The following is a 20,004-nucleotide window of genomic DNA, read 5'->3' on the forward strand; positions in this document are numbered from 1 at the left end:
TCAAAATTAAAATGTAACATTAAGACCTAACATAAAAGTTTTTGCTCTTGGATAAGAGAAAAAAGTCATATTCTGGCCAAATTGGTTCTCTCCTTGCGAAGTACTCTCCGGATCATACCCTTTAAATTTACTAGAGGTCAATAAAAATGGATTATTAGCATTTGTGTATATACGTAACGCTGATAAACCGACTCTCTTCAAAGCTTCAGGTTTGAATGTATACCCCAACTGAATCATATTCACACGTAGGTATGATCCATCAGCTACCCAAGCATCATCGACATTCGTATCTTGACCTGCATGACCACCATTACTCAAGTAAATAGCCTGTTGCATTGTATTCGGATTACTTCCATTATAGGCATCTGTTAAAATTTCTTTTAAACCATTGGTAATTCCAAAACGGTCATAAGTAGAGTGGTAAAATTGTTGCATAACATCTACACCTTTTACAAATTGAAGATCTAATGTTAAATCAAAATTCTTATAACTTAAGTTATTAATAAAACTTCCTGTCCAATCTGGCAGTCCTTTTCCAATAATCTCTTTTTCTGTCGTACGTTTAGCCCTTCCGATTTGATGTATTTCGGCATTTCCTGCATCAACATCTGCCTGTGTATAAACACCTAATCTACGATAACCATAAAAACTATTTAAATTTTCTCCTACACGAATAATACTATTGGCGCCACCAACCCAACTGTTCATTAAGATGTCGGCATTATTATCACCCAATTTCAATACCTTATTTTTATTATAGTTCATGTTTAAAGATGATTTCCAGCTAAAGTTTTCATTGGCAACTATAGTTCCTGTTATCATCATATCTAAACCTTGATTTTGAACTGATCCGATATTCTTCATCACTGAAGGAAAACCTGTTGCTGTTGGAATAGGTGCGTCAAGTAATAAATCTGTAGTTTTCTTATGATAAAAAGACATATCGAAATTCAATCGATTTTGAAATAAACCCAATTCAACACCAACATCATATTGTGCTGTTTTTTCCCATTTTAAATCTGGATTAGCAATCGTATTCACAAAAGAATAAGGCTGTCTGGTATCATTTAATAAAATGGTTCCTCCTTCTACATTTGCAAGTTTTTTATATGGGCTTATTTCAGAGTTTCCTGTTAAGCCATAACTCGTATGCAATTTCAGATTACTGATCGTTTCGTTACCTTTCAAGAAATCTTCATTGGACACATTCCAAGCTAAACCAGCTGACGGGAAAAAAGCATATCTATTATTCTCCCCAAATTTAGATGATCCATCATAACGGCTGGTAACAGTAGCAGAATATCTATTATCGTATGAGTAGGACGCCCGTAAGAAATAGGAATTCATAGTCCATTTATTCCAGTTTGATCCTGGTGCCGATGGGATCGTACCAATTCCCATATTATAGTATTCGTAGAAATCATCCTGAAAACCTTCAGTTCTTGAATTATCATAATCATAGGTCCGTCCCTGCCAAGATAAACCGGCCATCGCATTAATGCGGTGCTTATCAAATTGCTTATTATAAGTCAAATAAGTCTCTTCTTGCCAGTAAAAAGTATTGGTATGATTAATCTCAGCCCAACCATTTGGAGCAGATATATTATTCAGCAATACAGAGGAATAACCTCGATAAGTTTTTTGATGATTATCAACACCCAATTGTGTTTTTAAATCTAACCCATCGGCTAAATGAAATGTCAACGCGGCATTTCCAAAAATCTGCGTATTGTAACGCATACGCTTTTGTAGATCTAAAATAGAAACGGGATTCGACATCCCTTCAAATCCTAAAGTTTTTGAAACTGTTGAAGAAGAAGAATTTGTATACTTTCCAAGCTTATCGCGTACAGGATACCAAGGTAACATTTCAATCATTGTTCTTCTTGCATCTTGGCCACCTCCATCTTCAGGAGTATAACGGCCCCAAGTATGGTTTACAGATAAATTTATTGCTGTTGATAACCAAGAAGTCGGTTTCGAATCATACGCCATCTTTCCGTTAACACGCTTGTTCCAAGTGTTGTTCATTACCCCTTGCTGATCAGTGTAATTCAAAAATGCTCCTACAGAAGATTTATCATCTCCCTGTTGAATATTTAACTGATGATTATGGGTAATTGCAGTACGAGTAGCCTCTTTTTGCCAATCGGTATCATAAAGCGGATTACCATTGGCATCAAAATAATCAGGGTCATTAAACCAATCTTTTCTATCTAAAGACCAAGGTTTCCAGTCTTTATCTTTGTCTTTTAAAAATTTAGCTTGATATTTATTTTCATTTTCTAATCCAATCATAAAGGCATCTGTCCACTCCTGCGCATTCAGAAGATCCATATAACGTTGTGGAGTACTTATCCCTACCGAACCTTGGTAACTGATGGTACGTCTTCCATCTTTATTTCCACGCTTAGTAGTTACTAAAATAACCCCATTTGCACCTCGTGCACCATAAATTGCTGCAGACGAAGCATCTTTTAATACCTCGATATTTTCGATATCGTTCGGATTGAGCAATTGAAAATCTTCCATCACCACACCGTCCACTACATAAAGCGGATTTGATGAAGAATTAATCGTAGCAACACCCCGAATGATAACACGATTACCATAAGCACCTGGCTGGCTGGAATTGGAGAAAATATTTACCCCCGATGCTTTCCCTCTTAAATTATCTAGCGGACTAAATCCTTGATTTTTAATCATATCAGCACCTTTCACCATTGCAATAGATCCTGTCACATCCGATTTACGCATAGTACCATAACCGACTACCACGACTTCATCCAGCACATCTGCGGCAGATTCCAATCGAATGGTTAAACCTGAGGTACTACTTACTCTTGTCTCCGCGGTCTTAAATCCAACTGAAGATATGACCAGCATATCCCCTACTTTCGCATTAATACTAAAGCTACCGGTCTCAGAAGTCTGGGTACCTACAGAAGTTCCTTTAACAGAAACCGTTACACCCGAAACTGGGTTTCCGCTACTGTCCACAATTTTACCACTAACCTGTCCTTGCTTAGCAACAAGTTCTTTTGCTTTTGATACATGCGCATACCCCGACAAAGTAGCGGACGAGGCATTTACCTGTTGCATAGATCCAGCAATAACAGCTAAAGAAAAAAACAATTTAGAATTTTTCTTCAACTGCAAAAATGTTCTTGCGTCAAATTTGTTCATAATTTTTAAAGTGATTTTAGATTTATTTATTTGTTTCAACCGTTTAAAAGAAGAAACATGTTTGCTTATTGGTTTTTAATTATACAACGTATATAGCCAGTACATCTAAAATTTCAAGCATAGGTATCCTTAGCTTGATAATAGTTTAATCGTTTTAGCTATTTAGAGTAAAAAATATTGTGCTAGAATTCCCTTTCAAAGACACTCAGACAAAATTATTACTTCAGTTTGTTAATTATAATGGATAAAAGGGTATTCAGTTTTTCATTTTAGTTTCGAACATAAATTGGTCATCATATCATAATTTGTTTAATCGTTTTAGCAAATAAATTGTAAATATCATTCCTTAAGCCGTATCATAAACCGGATGTGAAGATATTTGGTTTGGTTTATCTTAATTTGTGATAATTAAGATTGGTTTAAATTAGTGCTTTAATTTTAAAGATTAAGTTTTTTTTTCAAAAAACTTAATCTTTAAAATTTTTTAGATATTTCCTTTTTTCATCTCATTTACAGCATAATCCACTGCACGGGCCGAAAAAGCCATATATGTTAGAGAAGGATTTTGTGTAGAGGTGGAAGTCATCGCTGCACCGTCTGTAACAAATACATTGGGTACAGAATGAACTTGATTCCATTTATTCAGCATCGATGTTTTAGGATCCAATCCCATTCGTGCTCCACCCATCTCATGAATATCAAGACCTGGAGCCTGGTTACCGTCATCACGTCGGATATTTGTAAACCCAGCAGTCTGGAACATATCCTCCATTGTATCAAGATAATCCTTCTTCATCTTTGCATCGTTATCATCGTAATCGACAGCAATATGGAGTAGAGGAATTCCCCAATCATCCATTTTCTTTGTATCCAAGGTTACCTGTCCAGACTCTTTTGGTATAGTTTCGCCCATCATGTGAGAGCCAACCTGCCAATTTCCAAGCTTTGGATTCAGTAAGTTATTTTTTAACGATTCACCTGCTCCGCTTCGGTCACTGTCTTTACCCCGATATGCACCAAAACCTGCGGCATATCCGCGGAGATAATCTGTTTCCTGCTTATGCAAGTTTCTAAACCGTGGAATATAACCACCGCCCGCAGGATTTCGTCCTTCCGTTGTATAGTCCTGCAATCCTTCATACTCCGCATAAATCCGGGCACTATAATTATGGAAAGCAACATATTTGCCCAATACACCGGAATCATTACCCAATCCATTCGGGAAACGATTTGATTTAGAATTCAATAAAATCAAATTTGTATTAATTGCTGCCGCATTAACAAAAATAACGCGTGCATAAAAATCGATTTCTTCCTTCGTATTGGTGTCTATAACACGAACGCCAACAGCTTTCCCTTTTTGCTCATCATATAAAATAGAATGCACAACTGAAAAAGGACGCAAGGTCATATTACCCGTTTTTGCTGCCCATGGCAATGTCACCGCATTGGAACTAAAGTAGCCTCCAAAAGGACAGCCACGCTGACATAATGTACGGTTTTGGCACTGCACACGTCCCTGATCAAAATGAATCTGATTAGGCTTCGAAAGATGTGCACAACGTGCCGAAATTAACTTCCGTTCAGGATAATTGGATGCAACGGATTGTTTGAAATATTTTTCAACCATATTAAGCGGATAGCCCGGTAAAAATTCGCCATCAGGCAATTCCGGCAAACCATCCTTATCTCCTGCAATCCCAGCAAATTTTTCAACATAATCGTACCATGGCTTTAAATCGGCATATCGAATCGGCCAATCAACAGCAAAACCATCGCGGGCTGGGCCTTCAAAATCAAAGTCAGACCAACGCTGTGTCTGTCTTGCCCATAACAACGATTTGCCACCTACCTGGTAACCACGAATCCAATCAAAAGGTTTGTCCTGCACATAAGGATGCTCTTTATCTTTTACAAAAAAATGAGCAGCATCTTCATGAAAAGCATAACATTTACTAACGATCGGATTCTCCTGTTTGATCGCATAAGGCATCTCATTACGATGTTCAAATTCCCAGGGATTCATATTGGTTGTCGGATAATCTTTGATATGCTTGACATCACGGCCACGCTCCAATACCAAAGTTTTTAATCCCTTTTCACACAATTCTTTCGCAGACCAACCACCGCTAATCCCCGATCCAATCACAATTGCATCGTAGGTTCTATCTTTTTGACTGTCTATATTAATATTTGCCATTTACGCTTTCAATTTTACCGCAGCTTGATAAGGCCCAGGAATCAATTTGTATATCAACTTGTTTTTCATCACGTATTCAGAATTTAAATATCCTTGAATAGCCCGATTTTTGAATATCTTAAAAAAAGCAACTTCATCTCCCTCCTTTTGACCCTCCAAAGTTGTTATCGAGGTTAAAAGCTCCTCTGAAGTCTGCGATTCGGAATTGTCCTTTAATGCCTGCATGCCCTTTACAAATACCTGTTGGTTTTCTGGACTTTCACAATCATCAACCATTTTCATCACAAACAGATGTAAGTTCAGCTCTAATCCACCAGGAGAGTCGTTCTTAGGGATCAGTATTTCAGCTAATTTTGCAAGGAAATCTTCATCTGTTGCAGATAACTTAATATTTTGGAGCACAATAGATGCTCCTCCTTGTTCACGAAGGCAAGATGGCAATAGAGCAATTCCTCCAGCAATAATAAACAATTGCTTAACAAGGGTTCTTCGATTCATCATAATAAGGTGTTCTTACTGCTGTAATATTAAAGATAATATTAAAAATAACAAAGCTAAAACGATTAATTTTTTGTAACAAAAATGCAAAAAGCTACCTCAGGATAGCATTAACCTCTTTTAAGTCTGAAAAAAGATAGGTTGCAAAATCCAGACGATCACGCTCAGCTTTTTGTTTTGTGACAGCAATGCACTTCAATCCGGCATCGATTGCCGCTCTCGCGCCTGTTGCAGTATCTTCTATAGCAACGACCTCTTCCCTACTAAAGCCCGATAACTGTAATGCGTTTTCATAACAAGATGGATTAGGTTTTGGATTAACAACATCCTCACGAGTTACAAACCAGGAAAAATGCTCATGTAAATCATAATGTGTCAACATGCGATCTACAGTTGGCCTAAAATTAGAAGTCACTAATCCGATCTGAATATCCTGTTCAACCAAAAAATGAATCAATTCTCTTGCATGGGGCATTAGGGGGATACTCAGCATATCTTGCTGCGCATAATTTTCCCTGGTGGTTTTCCACATAAATTCTTCCTTTACCTCTACGTCCCAGAGCTCTTTCATCGTCAATAGATTACGCGCTAAAGTATGTCCTGCAAAATGTTGAATCCAAGTCTCAAAATCTAAATCAATTGAAAAATGATACTTAAGAATTGGCTTCCATGCTTCAAAATAAAAACGTTCAGAATCCACCAATGTCCCATCAAAATCAAAAAATACGGCTTTTAAATCTTTCATGCTTTAAAAATAGTCAAACCAAAGAGCAATTCCTACTCAACTATGCCGCAATACACCGAATCGGAATTTAAATCAAGGTACGAATCCCATATTACAAAATATACGTGAATGGGAGTTTTCTCGTCAAAAGATCCAATTAATGGTACTGTACAAGAGCCTTAATTAACCTCAGCGACACCGATGTCAAGTTGCATAAATTCTTTTGTGTTAAATAATGCGAAGCTCATTTTGTACATTTTATCCTTATAATCGGCATTAACGATCCATTTCATATGCAACATCTTGCCATGCCTTTCAACAGAACAACCTGTCGGAGGAGAAAGCGGACCTCTAAATACAAAAACTTTTTCAACATTAACATAATATTGGCAATCAGCATCCAGCTCCATCGTGTCCTTTAAGATATGTTGTTGCGCTGTCTGAAATGGTCCAATTATACTTCCCTTTGGAGCTTGATGACGATAGCCATACTGCATTAAAGCTTTTACAGATACAATAAAATTATTCGCAACCTTCATCTTCTGCTGATTCATTAACATAGCTTCGGTTGGAGGCTTTCTATTTTTATTTCGAGCACCTCTAATAATATTTTGACCATTGAGCTTATAGCCATATACTGAACCTACTTTACCTTTAAAAGGTCCATTAGGACCGTTCTCTTGAATTGCCATTGGTTTAAATAGTTATTTGGTTTTCAAATCCTCTTACACTCCTCAATACCAAATATATACAAAATTATACATTAATTTAGGTATAAAATATTGTTTAGTCAGTTTTAATAGGGAGTTAGTAGGGCTATACCCCTATTATCCCCCTATTATCCCCCTATTAACTCCCTATTAAATTATAACACTTTCCCAATTTGATCCGAATCAATTTGAATTACTTTCTACATTTGCTAAGTTTGTATATTCCGCACCATCAACGCATATATCCAGGTGCTTTACTTTAAGAAAGATCAAGATGAAAGTCATTGCTATAGGCCGTAACTATGTAGACCACGCTAAAGAACTGAACAACCCTATCCCACAAGAGCCTGTTGTATTCATGAAACCCGACACCGCTTTATTGAAGGATAACAAAGACTTTTATTATCCAGAGTTTTCTAACGACATTCACTACGAAGCGGAAATCGTATTACGCATCTGTAAAGAAGGAAAACATGTAAGCCAAAAATTCGCAAACACATATTTTGATGCCATCGGACTCGGTATTGACTTCACAGCGCGAGACATACAACAAAAACACAAAGAGAAGGGTCTTCCCTGGGAGTTAGCAAAATCTTTTGATGGCTCAGCTGTCATCAGCCCGTTGATTCCAAAGGAAGAGATTGATGATCTTAAAAATCTTGATTTCTCCTTGCTAAAGAACAAAGAAACCGTGCAGCAGGGAAATACAAAGGATCTGATTTTTTCATATGACGATTTGATAGTTTATATCTCCAAGTTCATTACTTTACGAAAGGGAGATCTTATTTACACAGGTACTCCTGCAGGAGTTGGTCCCGTTGTAATCGGTGATACTTTAGTTGGTTTTATTGGTGAGAAACAAATGTTTAGTTGCACCATAAAGTAAGGTCTATGAAAAAATTAACCGCAATAATCGGGATGTTTGCACTTGTTTCCAACACACTCCATCCACAGGATATCATCAAACATCGTCAATACCCTCAAAATTATTTTAGACCGCCTATGGATATTGCTCCGCAAGCCTCGGGTTCATTCGGAGAATTGAGAGCAACACATTTCCATGGCGGTGATGACTATCGGACGCAACAAAAAATAAATATACCAGTATATGCCGTTGCAGACGGTTTTGTTTCGCGTATCCGTGTACAGATCGGGGGTGGAGGGAATTCCGTTTACCTCGATCATCCCAATGGCTATACTTCTGTATACCTACATTTAGAAAGCTTCAATAATGAGCTCAATGCTTTTATAAAAGCAGAGCAGTATAAACAAAAACGTTTTGACGTCGACCTATTTCTAAAACCTGGTCAGTTCAAATTGAAGAAAGGACAACTTCTGGCAAACTCAGGAAATACAGGAGGATCTGCAGGTCCACATCTTCATTTTGAAATTCGCGATACAAAACAGCAGCTTCCTTTCAACACACAACTTTTTGGACTTACATTTCCAGATGGTATTAAGCCTATCATACGAGGTGTAACACTATATGATCTGGACAATCCAATTTTCGATGAAAATACACCCCGAAGGCATCAGACTGTAAAAGCATTGGCCAATGGAAATTATAGTCTTGCCGGTAGCTCACCGATTCCTGTTAATGGTAAATTTGGTTTAGGGATCAACACCGTAGATAGGCGTAAAGGAATCTCCTTTACTTACGGTGTATATTCAATAGAATTATTTTTAGATAATAAAAATATCAGTACTGTACTTTTCGAAGCTATTCCTTTTGATAAGACCCGTGCTATCCATTCCTATATCGATTATCCTTATTGGAAAAAATCAAATGTACGTGTACAAAAGAGTTTTAAGCAACCGGGAAATCCAATCGATATCTATGCACAATTGGACAACAGCGGTGTTATGGAACTTAAAGATGATAAAGTACATCAGGTTCGTTATGTTGTCAAAGATGTTCAGGGCAATGCCACAGAAATAAATTTCGAAGTGCGACGAAATGCAAACTATGTAGTCAAAAACAATCCGTCAAACGCTGGTAAATACTTCAACTTCCTACTGGACAACATTTACCAAGCAGACAATTTTAAAGTAACCATACCCAAAAATACGCTATATGACAATTTAAACTTTACTTATAGTGAAGGTCAAAAACCAGCCAACGGTTATTCTCAATTACATCGCGTCCATAATAAATTTACGCCTGTATTTGGTTCTTACACATTAAGTATTAGGCCAACTGCCGACCTGACGAAAGAACTGTACAGTAAAGCTCTTCTCGTTTCAACAGATGGTGGTGCACAGGGTGGAAAATATGAAAATGGTTTAGTAACAGCGTTGGTACGCAGTTTTGGCGACTTCTATGTAGCAGTTGATACGATAGCTCCAACCATCATAGCCCGTAATCTCATTAACAATAAAAATGTCAGTGCACAAAAGCAAATTGACTTTACCATTTCTGATAATCTATCCGGGATACAGTCATTCAATGCTTACATTGATGGCGAATGGGTGCTGATGAAATATGACCCAAAAAATCGTCATATCTGGCATAACTTCGAATCCACTTTAGGATCCGGAAAACATAGCTTTAAGCTGGAGGTCAAAGACTGGAAAGATAATGTCAGAGTTTATGAAGCAAGTTTCACCAGATAATCAGTATCTTGTTCATTAGATTAATTAATAACACATATGGCTACATTAGAAATAGGACAGAAAGCGCCTGCAATAACGGCTAAGAACCAAAATGGAGAAAGTATTTCTTTGTCAGATTTTATTGGAACGAAGGTGATTTTATATTTCTACCCAAAAGATAATACACCAGGTTGCACAACAGAGGCTTGCAATTTTAGAGATAATTATCAGTCTTTAAAGAAAGATGGATTTGAAATTATCGGGGTAAGTATCGATGGAGAAGCTTCTCATCAAAAGTTCATCAACAAACATGAACTTCCCTTTCAATTACTGGTTGATGAAGATCAGAAAATTGTCAATGATTATGGTGTTTGGGTAGAAAAAAACATGTACGGTAAAAAGTATATGGGAACTGCACGCACAACATTTGTTATTGATGAACAAGGAAATATTGCTCACATCATTAAAAAGGTGGACAATAAGAATGCATCTCAACAAATTCGCGATCTTATAAAATAATATTTGACAGTACTAGAATCATGATAAAACAGCAACCGACCATGCATTTATATACATGGCCTGCATACGATTATCATTATCTAAGTACGACTATCTAAAATCTAAATACTAATATTTATATTTGCTACTTATGAGCAAACAAACAGACGACTTCTTTAAAAGTATAGTATCCCACTCTAAGGAATATGGTTTTGTATTCCAATCAAGTGAAATATATGATGGCTTAAGTGCTGTCTATGATTATGGTCAATTAGGTTCTGAATTAAAAAATAATTTAAAGACCTATTGGTGGAAATCCATGGTGCAATTGCATGAAAACATTGTCGGTATCGATGCTGCTATCTTTATGCACCCAACGACCTGGAAAGCTTCAGGCCACGTGGACGGGTTTAATGATCCAATGATCGACAACAAAGATTCTAAGAAACGTTACCGTGCAGATCAATTGATCGAAGATAAAATAGCGCGTTACGAAGCTGATGGTAAAACTGAAAAAGCGGCTGCGCTATTAGAAGCATTGAACGTTGCCTTGAATGCTGATGATCTTGCTGGTTTAAAAACTATTATTGAAGATCACAATATCGTTTGTCCTGTTTCTGGAACTAAAAACTGGACTGATGTACGTCAGTTCAACTTGATGTTTGCTACCCAAATGGGTGCTATGGCAGATGGTGCTGAACAAGTATACTTACGTCCCGAAACTGCTCAAGGTATTTTTGTTAACTTCTTAAATGTTCAAAAAACTGGCCGCATGAAAATTCCTTTCGGAATTGCTCAAATTGGTAAAGCATTCCGTAACGAAGTTATTGCTCGTCAATTCATTATGCGTATGCGTGAATTTGAACAAATGGAATTACAATTTTTTGTTCGCCCAGGTACAGAAATGGAATGGTACAATAAATGGAAAGAAACTCGTCTTAAATGGCATTTAGCTTTAGGTTTCAACCCTGATAACTACCGTTACCACAATCACGATAAATTAGCTCATTATGCGAATGCGGCAGTAGATATTGAATTCAATTTCCCATTTGGATTTAAAGAGGTTGAAGGTATCCACTCCAGAACTGATTTTGATTTAAAACAACACCAAGAATTCTCTGGTAAAAAAATGCAATATTTTGATACAGAGATCAATCAGAACTATATCCCTTACGTAGTCGAAACTTCTATCGGTTTAGATCGTCTGTTCTTAACAGTTCTATGTAATTCATTGGTTCAAGAAGATCTTTCAACACCTGAAAAGCAAGATTCACGTGTCGTATTGAAATTCCCTCCTGCAATTGCACCTGTTAAAGCGGCCATCTTACCTTTAACAAAAAAAGATGGTCTTCCAGAAAAAGCACGTGAGATTATGGCTGTATTAAAATTGGATTACAATGTACAGTATGATGAAAAAGATTCAATTGGTAAACGATACCGTCGTCAAGATGCAATCGGTACGCCAATCTGTATCACAGTAGACCATCAGTCATTAGAAGACAATATGGTTACGATCCGTCACCGTGACTCCATGCAACAGGAACGTGTAGCAATTGCAGACTTAGAGAAATTTGTTGCTGATCTAGTTGGTTGGAACACACTTTTGAAAAAAGTATTGTAATCTCTTAAATAAACAAAAAAGAGCTTGCTGTTGAACGGCAAGCTCTTTTTTTGTTTCGAAATTTAATTAAACAACGTTGGTTGTCGATATTTAACTTTAAAAATCAACATCGATGTTTCCATCCCATTTTTCATTCTTCCGTATTATAAATCCTTGTCCAGGATTGATTTCTTCTAATAATAAGCCCTTAAAAAGAACCTGCATATTATTCTTAACTTCACTTTTTAATTCAAATGATCTAATAACAGATCCCTTTTCGTAAACGGTGAGTTCATACTTGATCGTTTTATTTGTATCATGAAACCCCATAAATTGATTAAAAAAGAAACTTTTATTATTCTCTGTAAAATTGGGTTCGATCTTCAAGAAAGTCGCATCCAACTGACTGTTGCTGCTGTTACTAAAGGGATAATAATAAAAGCCGGGATGCTTTTGCTGTATTCGGATACTATCAATATGACTTAAATCAACTATATCGGTAAACTCTACTTTCACCTCACTGTATAAACGTTTTAATAGCAATGTCCTTTCTATAGACTGTTTAACCTCAAAGGTATCTCGAACCGCATAAATCTCGGCTTCCTTCTCCATAAATGAATTACTGATATAAAATCCATTGCGATTGGTACTATTAGCAAACACGATAGGACTATTGGAATTTTTTGTCAGTACACTCAAATAATATGTCCCCAATGGCAGATCAACCGCAAAAGTTTCCGCTGCTGAGATACCGCCCTGTTTGACCAGTTCATTACCTGAAGCATTATAAATATGATAATATAATTTGTTTTGTAATGCTGTATCGTTCACAACTCCAGTAATCAAAACATTATCAAGTTTAAATGTACTGCTGGTCGGATTATAAATGCTTCCAGGCGGGCGTTTACCGGAATACAAACGTATACGTATCCAAACGGCATCTTTACCCATAACCGGTATCGCATTCAGAGATTGAGAGATTGGGAGCTTTGATATACCGGTGCTTGTTAAATCCAGTGGATAGTGAATCGTATCCGACAATTTCGAAAAGTTTGAACCCTTATCGGTCGAATAATCGATCAATAAGGCACGTGGACCTGTCCCCGAACTATTCACATCTAGACTCAGATTACTGAGCAATTCGATCTGCTGTGCGGGAAGTTTAAAAAGGATTGACTCCACCCCTCTAAAACTAATTGATTTGCCTGTAGTAGGCCATCCTGCGGTAAAACCGTAATCAACTTTCCCATTATTATAATCAATAACAGGTAACGGATTAAATGCAATAATAGGATCTGCATTTCCTAGATCGAAGTCCCATTTAAATAAAGTTTCTTCCTGAGAATTAACAGAGGCTTTTGAGGAAACTAATTTCCTAGCGCCATTTGCCCTTTGAAGCGGCGATACAATACTTTCAAAATCTTTAATTTTGAACTTTACTGAGAACACATTTTCGTCTAATTCATCTGAAATTTTCTTGTTCTTTTGACATGATGAAGCAACGGCTAATAAAAAGATGAATACCAAAGAAAATATGTTAAAATTAAATTTAACATTCTTTTTCATAAAATATCTATGGTTTATAATATATAAATAACCTTAAAGATACCTACTTAAGTAGAGTATTAAAACTTTGAAATTAAAATCTCCAACTTTTCACTACGGCACGTTGTTGTTTTATTAACTTTTATCACATATATTTTTGAATTTGAATTCGATTTATTTAACAGTAATTCATTGTTATTTCCTTTTGGAGAAACATATTCGCCATTAAACTCATCCCATTCATATAATAATGTACCATTTTCGTTACACCATAAGTAATTGTAACGATCATCAATCTTTTCGCTCAAAGTAACACGTATTTTATTCAACTTCTTATCGAATCGTACTTTCGCACCTTTTGGTTTTTCAACTTTATCAAAAACTTTAACTAATATTCTCTTTTTTTCAGATTTTTTGCCCTGCCACATACTTTCCACGAAATAAACAGTAGATTCATGGATATTATTGACACTCACATTCGATCCAGTAGCGAAAGGAACTGTTAATTGATGTTCGCTATACCAATTGTAAGTCAATCCACGACTTGCATGTTTTATGGATAGTACCTGTCCGCCATTATAACAGGTCTCGAGCGTATCGCCCCAGTTTGAAAGTGGCATTGCGAGTGCGCAGTCCATTTTATTGTTAATAGACCATACTGTTTCATAAACATGCTGTTGATGAGAATGGATACGAACTAATGAAGTTGTATCTTTCACAATCGCTTTTAATTGGTTTACACCCACTTCAAGCATACCCATATTCAAATAAATAGAGTCAATATTTTGATCAATTAACCGATTATTAAGATACCATTTCACTTCAAGTGTATTGGGGGATGGTTTTAACAATTTTAAAGAGAAAACAGACATGCTATCTGCATCTACAGGTTTACTCGCGACTGGCAGGGTAGCTAGAATTGGATTTGTTTTCTGATGTATGGTCTCTACAAAAACTTCTTGACAAACAGCACAAAAAGGAGCCACTAAGTATTGCATTTTACAAAATTCATGCGGTCTAAACCAAGTCGACTTTGATCCTGATCCTCCGTAAGAATATACACCAACACCTTGTGTCCCGACCCAATTCTTCCAAGGAACCTTTGTCGGATCAGACTCCTGACTACGATTAGGACCTTCAATTGCATATTGATTACCTGCCCAATATTCGTCGGCTAAAATAGAAAAAGAATGACCGATCTCATGAACAGCAATATCATTACTCATAAAGTTAACGGTTGCTGTCGCATACTTACCACCAGAACCTCCGTAAAAGGGAGAGTTTACCAAAATCACAACTTGTGTATAATTGGGAATATGCTCCTTTAATACCTGCTCGATAACCTGATACTTTTGTGGTACCACCAGCCGGTGCAGTCCTCCGTTATCGAAACTGCTTCCAAAGATGGTATTAGGTGATGCAATAGGAACTGGATATTTTTTTGTAAACTTATTAAAGCGGGCTGGATATTGACTCAAATCCGTATTGCCGTGTACACAGTCACTGGCAGTACAAGCATGTACAGCTCCAGATTCTAAAGACGGTGTTTTAATCGCGAATACATTAAAGTAATTACTGTACTGACGAAAGGGTTCCGTTTGAAAGAAATAATCTGTGAAACGTTTGGCATCTTCTTCAAAATCCATCAACTGCGCCTGTGTATAACCATCGCCCAAGATCACTAGGTTGACAACCTTTTGATCAGTACCTTGATATTGTAACGTATCGATCGCATAACGCTGTGCAAAACAATTGGGAAACAGGAGAAATAAAAATATAAAACTAAAAAGGAAATGCTGTAATCTGATATTCATTACGATAGGTATTGATTAGGTATTAGTTCATGTCTTTAATTTTGTGCTGCATCAGGTATTCACTGGGAGATACCTTCGTGATTTTTTTAAATACACGATTAAAATTCACCACATTATTAAAGCCGGTTTTAAAAGCGATATCCGATACATTCTCAGAAAGACCATGTATCAGCATTTTACAAGCTTGCTCAATGCGAATTTCATTGAGGAAAGTAATATAAGTTTTTCGGGTGTGTTTTTTAAAGTATTTACAGAAGGCATGCGGTGTCATATGGGCAATTGCCGCGATATCTTCCAAGGCTATCTTTTTCTCAAAATGCTTAAATGTATACTGAAAAATATCATTAATGCGAATCCCTTCTGCGTCAGAATACTTTTTTTGAGGAATTCCTGTATAAAGTGAAGTCCATAGATCTACTTTTTCAGCTAAATAATCGACAAGCCCCATAAATGCCGTTAAACGATCTAACCCATCCGTCTCATTAATCTGTAAAAACTTACGTTTGATCCCTGGATTTGAAGCGGCGTCCAGTTTTTTACTTACATTGATATTTTCTAGAAATGAACGGACTTCTGTCAATTCCGGCAATTGTAAGAAATCTTTAAACCGGGCGTAATCAAAGAATATATGAATCGCATGGATCTGCTCTTTTAAATCAGGATCAGGAACTAGCTCAGATCGTTGAAACATATGCGGTTCATCGGCATCTACAATATAAATTTCATCTTGTTTGAATTGATGTGTAAAATTGCCAATCAAAAAAGTACCTTCCCCCTTTAGAATGTATGTCAGTTGGATTTCTTTATGTCGATGATAGTTGCTGTAAAATTCAACCAACAGATCTTCTTGTACACAAACGGAACCTTGATTGGGGACAGGAACGGTAAACTGAACAATTTTCATTCTTACAAATAGCTACAAAAAAACAGATATTGTTTAATTATTCAAATTTAAACATTATAGCGGACAATAAACGTAAATTGTATTATAATTTATTCTTGACATTTTTAATAAAATCTGGTAACGTTGGATCTGCACCTGCCAGTTCAATAACAGTTCTTGATTTTGGATCCAGCCATAAGTATCGTGGGGTTCCAATAACATTATAGCTATTTTCGATAAAATCACGATCAGTCACGTTTAACAAATAACTGTTCATTCCTAATCCGATTTGTCGATTGCTTGCCCTCCAACGTTCATAATCTTCATCATCGGTCAAATACACAACTTCAACACCCATTTTTTTCAATTCGGCTTCTTTGCGTACTAAAACCGGTAAATCCATTTTTGAATTTTTGCCTTTACTTGACCAAACCGCAACAATTATCATTTTCTTATCTACTAGCTGGTCAAACTTCAAAGAATCACCTTTTAGATTACGAGGAGTAATAGCCGGAAAAACAGGCATATTAGCATAATAATTCTTGACATCATCTACTTTTGCAACAGCTGCTTTAACAAGTGGGTGTTTCTGAATAGCAGGATCTAAATGTGCTAAAATTTGATCATAATCTTTATAATTCTCCTTATTCAGGCTGATGTACTTAAAGGAATAGGGAATCAGAAATGATGCTTTTTGTTTGCTATTCAAAACATATTCTTCGTAAAATCTTTTATCATCTTTTCTAGCCCGAATTTCATTCGACTGTTTTGTTATTTCTTCAAGTCTATCTATAGTTTGATTATAGACAGACTCTTGTCCTCTGCTAAAGTTCATGAGCTTAGCATTCAAAGCAGCAGTTTCGTCGCTGTATTTGGCAAGCTGTTCATCTAATTCGTGCTGTACTTTTTCTTTGTTTTTATTGAATGCTATCAGTTCATTTGTCGTCAATGAATTTGTTTTTACCTCAATACTAAAATGATCGCCTTTTTCCTTGATAGCAACATCATAATCAGCATCAGCTTCCACATAAAGGGGCGTGCTATAATTAAAGGATTTCACAGCTCCCGAATCGGACCTGATGATCAGATCATAAAATGCATCAATGACCAACTCGCCTTCTAAAACGAACTTGCCTTGTTCTACTTTAGCTCGACGAAACTGCTGCATGGAATTATCGTGATCTTGCAAATAAACGGTACCATTTACTTCGGGATTTAAAGACCCCGTAATTTTATAGACAATTGGTGTTCCTTTTTTCTCCTGCTTTTTTTCTGGATTGGACTGACATGAACTTATAAAAAAGACGAAACATATCAGACAATAGTAAAGTGGTTGGTTCATAAAAAAATTGGTTGTAAACTCATCATGAATTTACAACCAATTTACAGAATTTTATTTATAAATTATTTTATTTTATAATTTTCGTATGTCGATCCATTTAATACTTTAACAACAGTTTTATTTGGTCCCGTTATTTTATAATTGGTGATCTGTCCATTCTTCCAAGTCATATCAACCGTATAATTTCCTCTAGCTTTCAATCCTTTTACGGCGCCATCTTTCCATGCTTTTGGCAATGCCGGCAGTAGGTGAATAAATCCGGAATGGCTTTGGAGAAGCATTTCTCCAATTCCGGCAGAACCTCCAAAATTACCATCTATCTGAAACGGCGGATGTGCACAGAACAGATTAGGGTAAGTACCTGCTCCGACTCCTTGATAGGTCGTTTCATTAACAAAAGCTGGTTTGAGCAATTGTCTTAAAATTTCTAAAGAATGGTCACCATCTTGCAACCTTGCCCAGAAAAGAATCTTCCATGCGCGAGACCAGCCTGTCCCCTCATCTCCTCTTACTTCTAATGTTTTACGAGCGGCCTCTGCCCACTCTTTATTTTGTTGTGGTGAAATGAAATGAGCCGGATATAATCCATATAAATGTGAAACGTGTCTATGTTTTGGTTCTATTTCAGTATAATCTTCCAACCATTCTTGCACACGGCCGCTTTTACTTACCACTACTGCTGGTGGAATCTGTGTCAACTTATCTTTTAACTTTTGAATAAAAGGATCGTTTAATTGCAAAAGACTATCCGCCTGAATCAAGTTCCCATAAAGTTCTCTAACAATTTGGTTATCAATCGTAGGTCCCATCACTACTGATGCGACTTCACCATTTGGAAGACGAAATCCATTTTCTGGAGAAACTGAAGGTGAAGTAACCAACCAGCCTGTCTTAGGATCCTTAACTAAAATATAATCATAAAACTCTGCTGCTCCTTTTAATACAGGATAAACTTCTTTTAAATAGGCTTTATCCTGAGTAAATTGATAATGCTCCCACAGGTGATTACATAACCATCCTGAAGCTGTACTCGACCCCCAAGATGCATTTTCTCCGGGTGCTGAGAAACCCCAAACATTTGTCATCATATAAACGACCCATCCTGGCGCATTGTAATAAGCTTTAGCCGTTTTTTCACCTGTCTTTGCAATACGCTTGATCAGGGCAATAAAAGGGGTATGGTATTCAGATAGATTACTTACTTCCACTCCCCAGTGATTCATTTGTGCATTGATGTTTAAGTGATAATCCCCATTCCAAGGTGTTTGAATCTGATGTGCCCATAATCCCTGCAAATTTGGAGGTAATGCATTCTTGTGTTCGGGAGCTGTGCTTGAAATACTCAAGTAGCGGCCAAATTGAAAATATAATGCGGCCAATCCATTATCTAAGGCTGGATTTTCAAAAAATTGCTGTAAACGTTTTCCAGTCGGAATATTCACCTTAGTCTGATCATCTGCGATGGTTAAAGCAACACGATCAAATTTCTTTGCAAATGCTTTTTTATGATTGCTATAGAGCTTTTCTTGTGCTATTTTTTCAGCAGTAGCGATATCCTGGCTGATCACCTGTTGTGGATCAGTTCCATAGTAATTCGTACTCGCTGCAAAAAGAACAGTAGCTTCGTCGGCACCTGTCAAGATCAATTGCTTACCATCATCCGTTAGTTTTCCGCCCTTAAATCTAATCTTCACTTTACTCGCAAACTGTAAGTTTTTGCCGCCTTTACCATCTGGCAAAGAACCCTGCAAAATAATCTCCCCATTTTTAACTTGATAAGAATCAATATTTTCAGCTCTTTCTAAGGCAATAGCAAAACTGATATTTTTTTTCTTTGAAGCAGTTAAGTGTACAACACCTACATTTTGATCAAAAGAAGTATAATAAGTCCTCTTATAATCCACTCCTCCTACAGTAAAGGAAGTCTGCGCGGTTGCATTGCCAATATTTAAGGATCTTTCATAATTTGAAACACCTTCAGCACTTAGTTTAAAATTGAATTTTAGAAATCCAAAATTCTGATAACAACCAAAAGGTGCATTGGCTCCGGTTCCGAAAGCAGATCCTTGGCCATTACAGACAAAATTCTTATTGACCAGTTCTTCTGCTTCTTTGTTCTTTCCAGCTATCAATAACTTCTGAATTTCACTGACACTCTTATATGCGTTATAATTATTAGGGTCTTCGGCAGAACCCGACCACATGGAAATTTCATTTAATACCAATGATTCAGACTGAATACCCCCATCAGGCATCATTCCGATTAACCCATTGCCTAAAGGAAGCGTTTCTTCCCAGCGGTTGGCAGGTTTGTCATACCACATGGTTAAAGCGTCTCTTTTTTGCGCTTGCGCCTGCAAGCAAGTCATGGCTGCCAGCGCAAATAATGTTGATTTTGTTATACCTTTCATT

General features: G+C 36.8%; 14 protein-coding genes. 4 read left to right on the forward strand and 10 right to left on the reverse strand.

The window, feature by feature from the left end; all coding sequences use genetic code 11:
- Window positions 1–6: 6 nt before the first annotated feature.
- From HCX49_RS15640 to HCX49_RS15660, 5 genes are all read right to left on the reverse strand, one after another.
- Window positions 7–3,186 (reverse strand): SusC/RagA family TonB-linked outer membrane protein, encoded by a 3,180-nt coding sequence (locus HCX49_RS15640; RefSeq protein ID WP_206368536.1) that lies wholly within the window; start codon window positions 3,184–3,186, stop codon window positions 7–9.
- 484 nt (window positions 3,187–3,670) lie between these two features.
- On the reverse strand, window positions 3,671–5,386 hold the full coding sequence (locus HCX49_RS15645; protein WP_168127598.1) for a GMC oxidoreductase: 1,716 nt from the start codon (window positions 5,384–5,386) through the stop codon (window positions 3,671–3,673).
- On the reverse strand, window positions 5,387–5,887 hold the full coding sequence (locus HCX49_RS15650; protein ID WP_237682822.1) for a gluconate 2-dehydrogenase subunit 3 family protein: 501 nt from the start codon (window positions 5,885–5,887) through the stop codon (window positions 5,387–5,389).
- Between the two features lie 91 nt (window positions 5,888–5,978).
- Window positions 5,979–6,629: an HAD family hydrolase gene (locus HCX49_RS15655; protein WP_168127599.1), complete on the reverse strand. Its 651-nt coding sequence runs from the start codon at window positions 6,627–6,629 to the stop codon at window positions 5,979–5,981.
- Window positions 6,630–6,787: 158 nt separating this feature from the next.
- Complete coding sequence (locus tag HCX49_RS15660) at window positions 6,788–7,300, reverse strand: DUF6266 family protein (protein ID WP_168127600.1); 513 nt, start codon at window positions 7,298–7,300, stop codon at window positions 6,788–6,790.
- Window positions 7,301–7,592: 292 nt separating this feature from the next.
- Here HCX49_RS15660 and HCX49_RS15665 point away from each other — a divergent pair, with 292 nt between their 5' ends.
- The 4 genes from HCX49_RS15665 (at window position 7,593) to HCX49_RS15680 (ending at window position 12,029) form a co-directional block, all read left to right on the forward strand.
- Entirely contained in the window at window positions 7,593–8,204 is a 612-nt protein-coding gene (locus tag HCX49_RS15665) for a fumarylacetoacetate hydrolase family protein (RefSeq protein WP_168127601.1), read from the forward strand.
- A gap of 5 nt (window positions 8,205–8,209) precedes the next feature.
- Complete coding sequence (locus HCX49_RS15670; protein ID WP_168127602.1) at window positions 8,210–9,931, forward strand: M23 family metallopeptidase; 1,722 nt, start codon at window positions 8,210–8,212, stop codon at window positions 9,929–9,931.
- A 36-nt stretch (window positions 9,932–9,967) separates the two neighbouring features.
- On the forward strand, window positions 9,968–10,429 hold the full coding sequence (gene bcp / locus HCX49_RS15675; RefSeq protein WP_021191329.1) for a thioredoxin-dependent thiol peroxidase: 462 nt from the start codon (window positions 9,968–9,970) through the stop codon (window positions 10,427–10,429).
- Window positions 10,430–10,559: 130 nt separating this feature from the next.
- Window positions 10,560–12,029, forward strand: coding sequence for a glycine--tRNA ligase (locus HCX49_RS15680; protein ID WP_132769241.1), 1,470 nt, complete (start codon window positions 10,560–10,562; stop codon window positions 12,027–12,029).
- A 96-nt stretch (window positions 12,030–12,125) separates the two neighbouring features.
- Here HCX49_RS15680 and HCX49_RS15685 read toward each other — a convergent pair whose 3' ends face one another.
- The 5 genes from HCX49_RS15685 to HCX49_RS15705 all read right to left on the reverse strand — a co-directional run bounded on the left by HCX49_RS15685 (window position 12,126) and on the right by HCX49_RS15705 (window position 20,003).
- Window positions 12,126–13,574: a hypothetical protein gene (locus tag HCX49_RS15685; RefSeq protein ID WP_168127603.1), complete on the reverse strand. Its 1,449-nt coding sequence runs from the start codon at window positions 13,572–13,574 to the stop codon at window positions 12,126–12,128.
- Window positions 13,575–13,633: 59 nt separating this feature from the next.
- Window positions 13,634–15,367, reverse strand: a complete 1,734-nt coding sequence (locus HCX49_RS15690; protein WP_132769245.1) for a M64 family metallopeptidase — start codon at window positions 15,365–15,367, stop codon at window positions 13,634–13,636.
- 22 nt (window positions 15,368–15,389) lie between these two features.
- A complete protein-coding gene (locus HCX49_RS15695) occupies window positions 15,390–16,271 on the reverse strand; it encodes an AraC family transcriptional regulator (RefSeq protein WP_132769247.1) in 882 nt (293 codons plus the stop codon).
- Between the two features lie 82 nt (window positions 16,272–16,353).
- Window positions 16,354–17,592 carry a hypothetical protein gene (locus HCX49_RS15700; protein ID WP_132769249.1) on the reverse strand — a complete coding sequence of 413 codons (1,239 nt, stop codon included), beginning with the start codon at window positions 17,590–17,592 and terminating at the stop codon, window positions 16,354–16,356.
- A gap of 62 nt (window positions 17,593–17,654) precedes the next feature.
- Entirely contained in the window at window positions 17,655–20,003 is a 2,349-nt protein-coding gene (locus HCX49_RS15705) for a glycosyl hydrolase family 95 catalytic domain-containing protein (RefSeq protein ID WP_168127604.1), read from the reverse strand.
- Window position 20,004 lies beyond the last annotated feature (1 nt).

It is taken from the genome of Sphingobacterium sp. B16(2022), assembly GCF_012030425.1.
GTDB lineage: Bacteria > Bacteroidota > Bacteroidia > Sphingobacteriales > Sphingobacteriaceae > Sphingobacterium > Sphingobacterium anhuiense.

What these genes read in the sequence shown, in the direction of transcription:
- HCX49_RS15640 (WP_206368536.1), bottom strand. Translation starts at nt 3,186, where the DNA reads ATGAACAAATTTGACGCAAGAACATTTTTGCAGTTGAAGAAAAATTCT.
- HCX49_RS15645 (WP_168127598.1), bottom strand. Translation starts at nt 5,386, where the DNA reads ATGGCAAATATTAATATAGACAGTCAAAAAGATAGAACCTACGATGCA.
- HCX49_RS15650 (WP_237682822.1), bottom strand. Translation starts at nt 5,887, where the DNA reads ATGATGAATCGAAGAACCCTTGTTAAGCAATTGTTTATTATTGCTGGA.
- HCX49_RS15655 (WP_168127599.1), bottom strand. Translation starts at nt 6,629, where the DNA reads ATGAAAGATTTAAAAGCCGTATTTTTTGATTTTGATGGGACATTGGTG.
- HCX49_RS15660 (WP_168127600.1), bottom strand. Translation starts at nt 7,300, where the DNA reads ATGGCAATTCAAGAGAACGGTCCTAATGGACCTTTTAAAGGTAAAGTA.
- HCX49_RS15665 (WP_168127601.1), top strand. Translation starts at nt 7,593, where the DNA reads ATGAAAGTCATTGCTATAGGCCGTAACTATGTAGACCACGCTAAAGAA.
- HCX49_RS15670 (WP_168127602.1), top strand. Translation starts at nt 8,210, where the DNA reads ATGAAAAAATTAACCGCAATAATCGGGATGTTTGCACTTGTTTCCAAC.
- bcp (WP_021191329.1), top strand. Translation starts at nt 9,968, where the DNA reads ATGGCTACATTAGAAATAGGACAGAAAGCGCCTGCAATAACGGCTAAG.
- HCX49_RS15680 (WP_132769241.1), top strand. Translation starts at nt 10,560, where the DNA reads ATGAGCAAACAAACAGACGACTTCTTTAAAAGTATAGTATCCCACTCT.
- HCX49_RS15685 (WP_168127603.1), bottom strand. Translation starts at nt 13,574, where the DNA reads ATGAAAAAGAATGTTAAATTTAATTTTAACATATTTTCTTTGGTATTC.
- HCX49_RS15690 (WP_132769245.1), bottom strand. Translation starts at nt 15,367, where the DNA reads ATGAATATCAGATTACAGCATTTCCTTTTTAGTTTTATATTTTTATTT.
- HCX49_RS15695 (WP_132769247.1), bottom strand. Translation starts at nt 16,271, where the DNA reads ATGAAAATTGTTCAGTTTACCGTTCCTGTCCCCAATCAAGGTTCCGTT.
- HCX49_RS15700 (WP_132769249.1), bottom strand. Translation starts at nt 17,592, where the DNA reads ATGAACCAACCACTTTACTATTGTCTGATATGTTTCGTCTTTTTTATA.
- HCX49_RS15705 (WP_168127604.1), bottom strand. Translation starts at nt 20,003, where the DNA reads ATGAAAGGTATAACAAAATCAACATTATTTGCGCTGGCAGCCATGACT.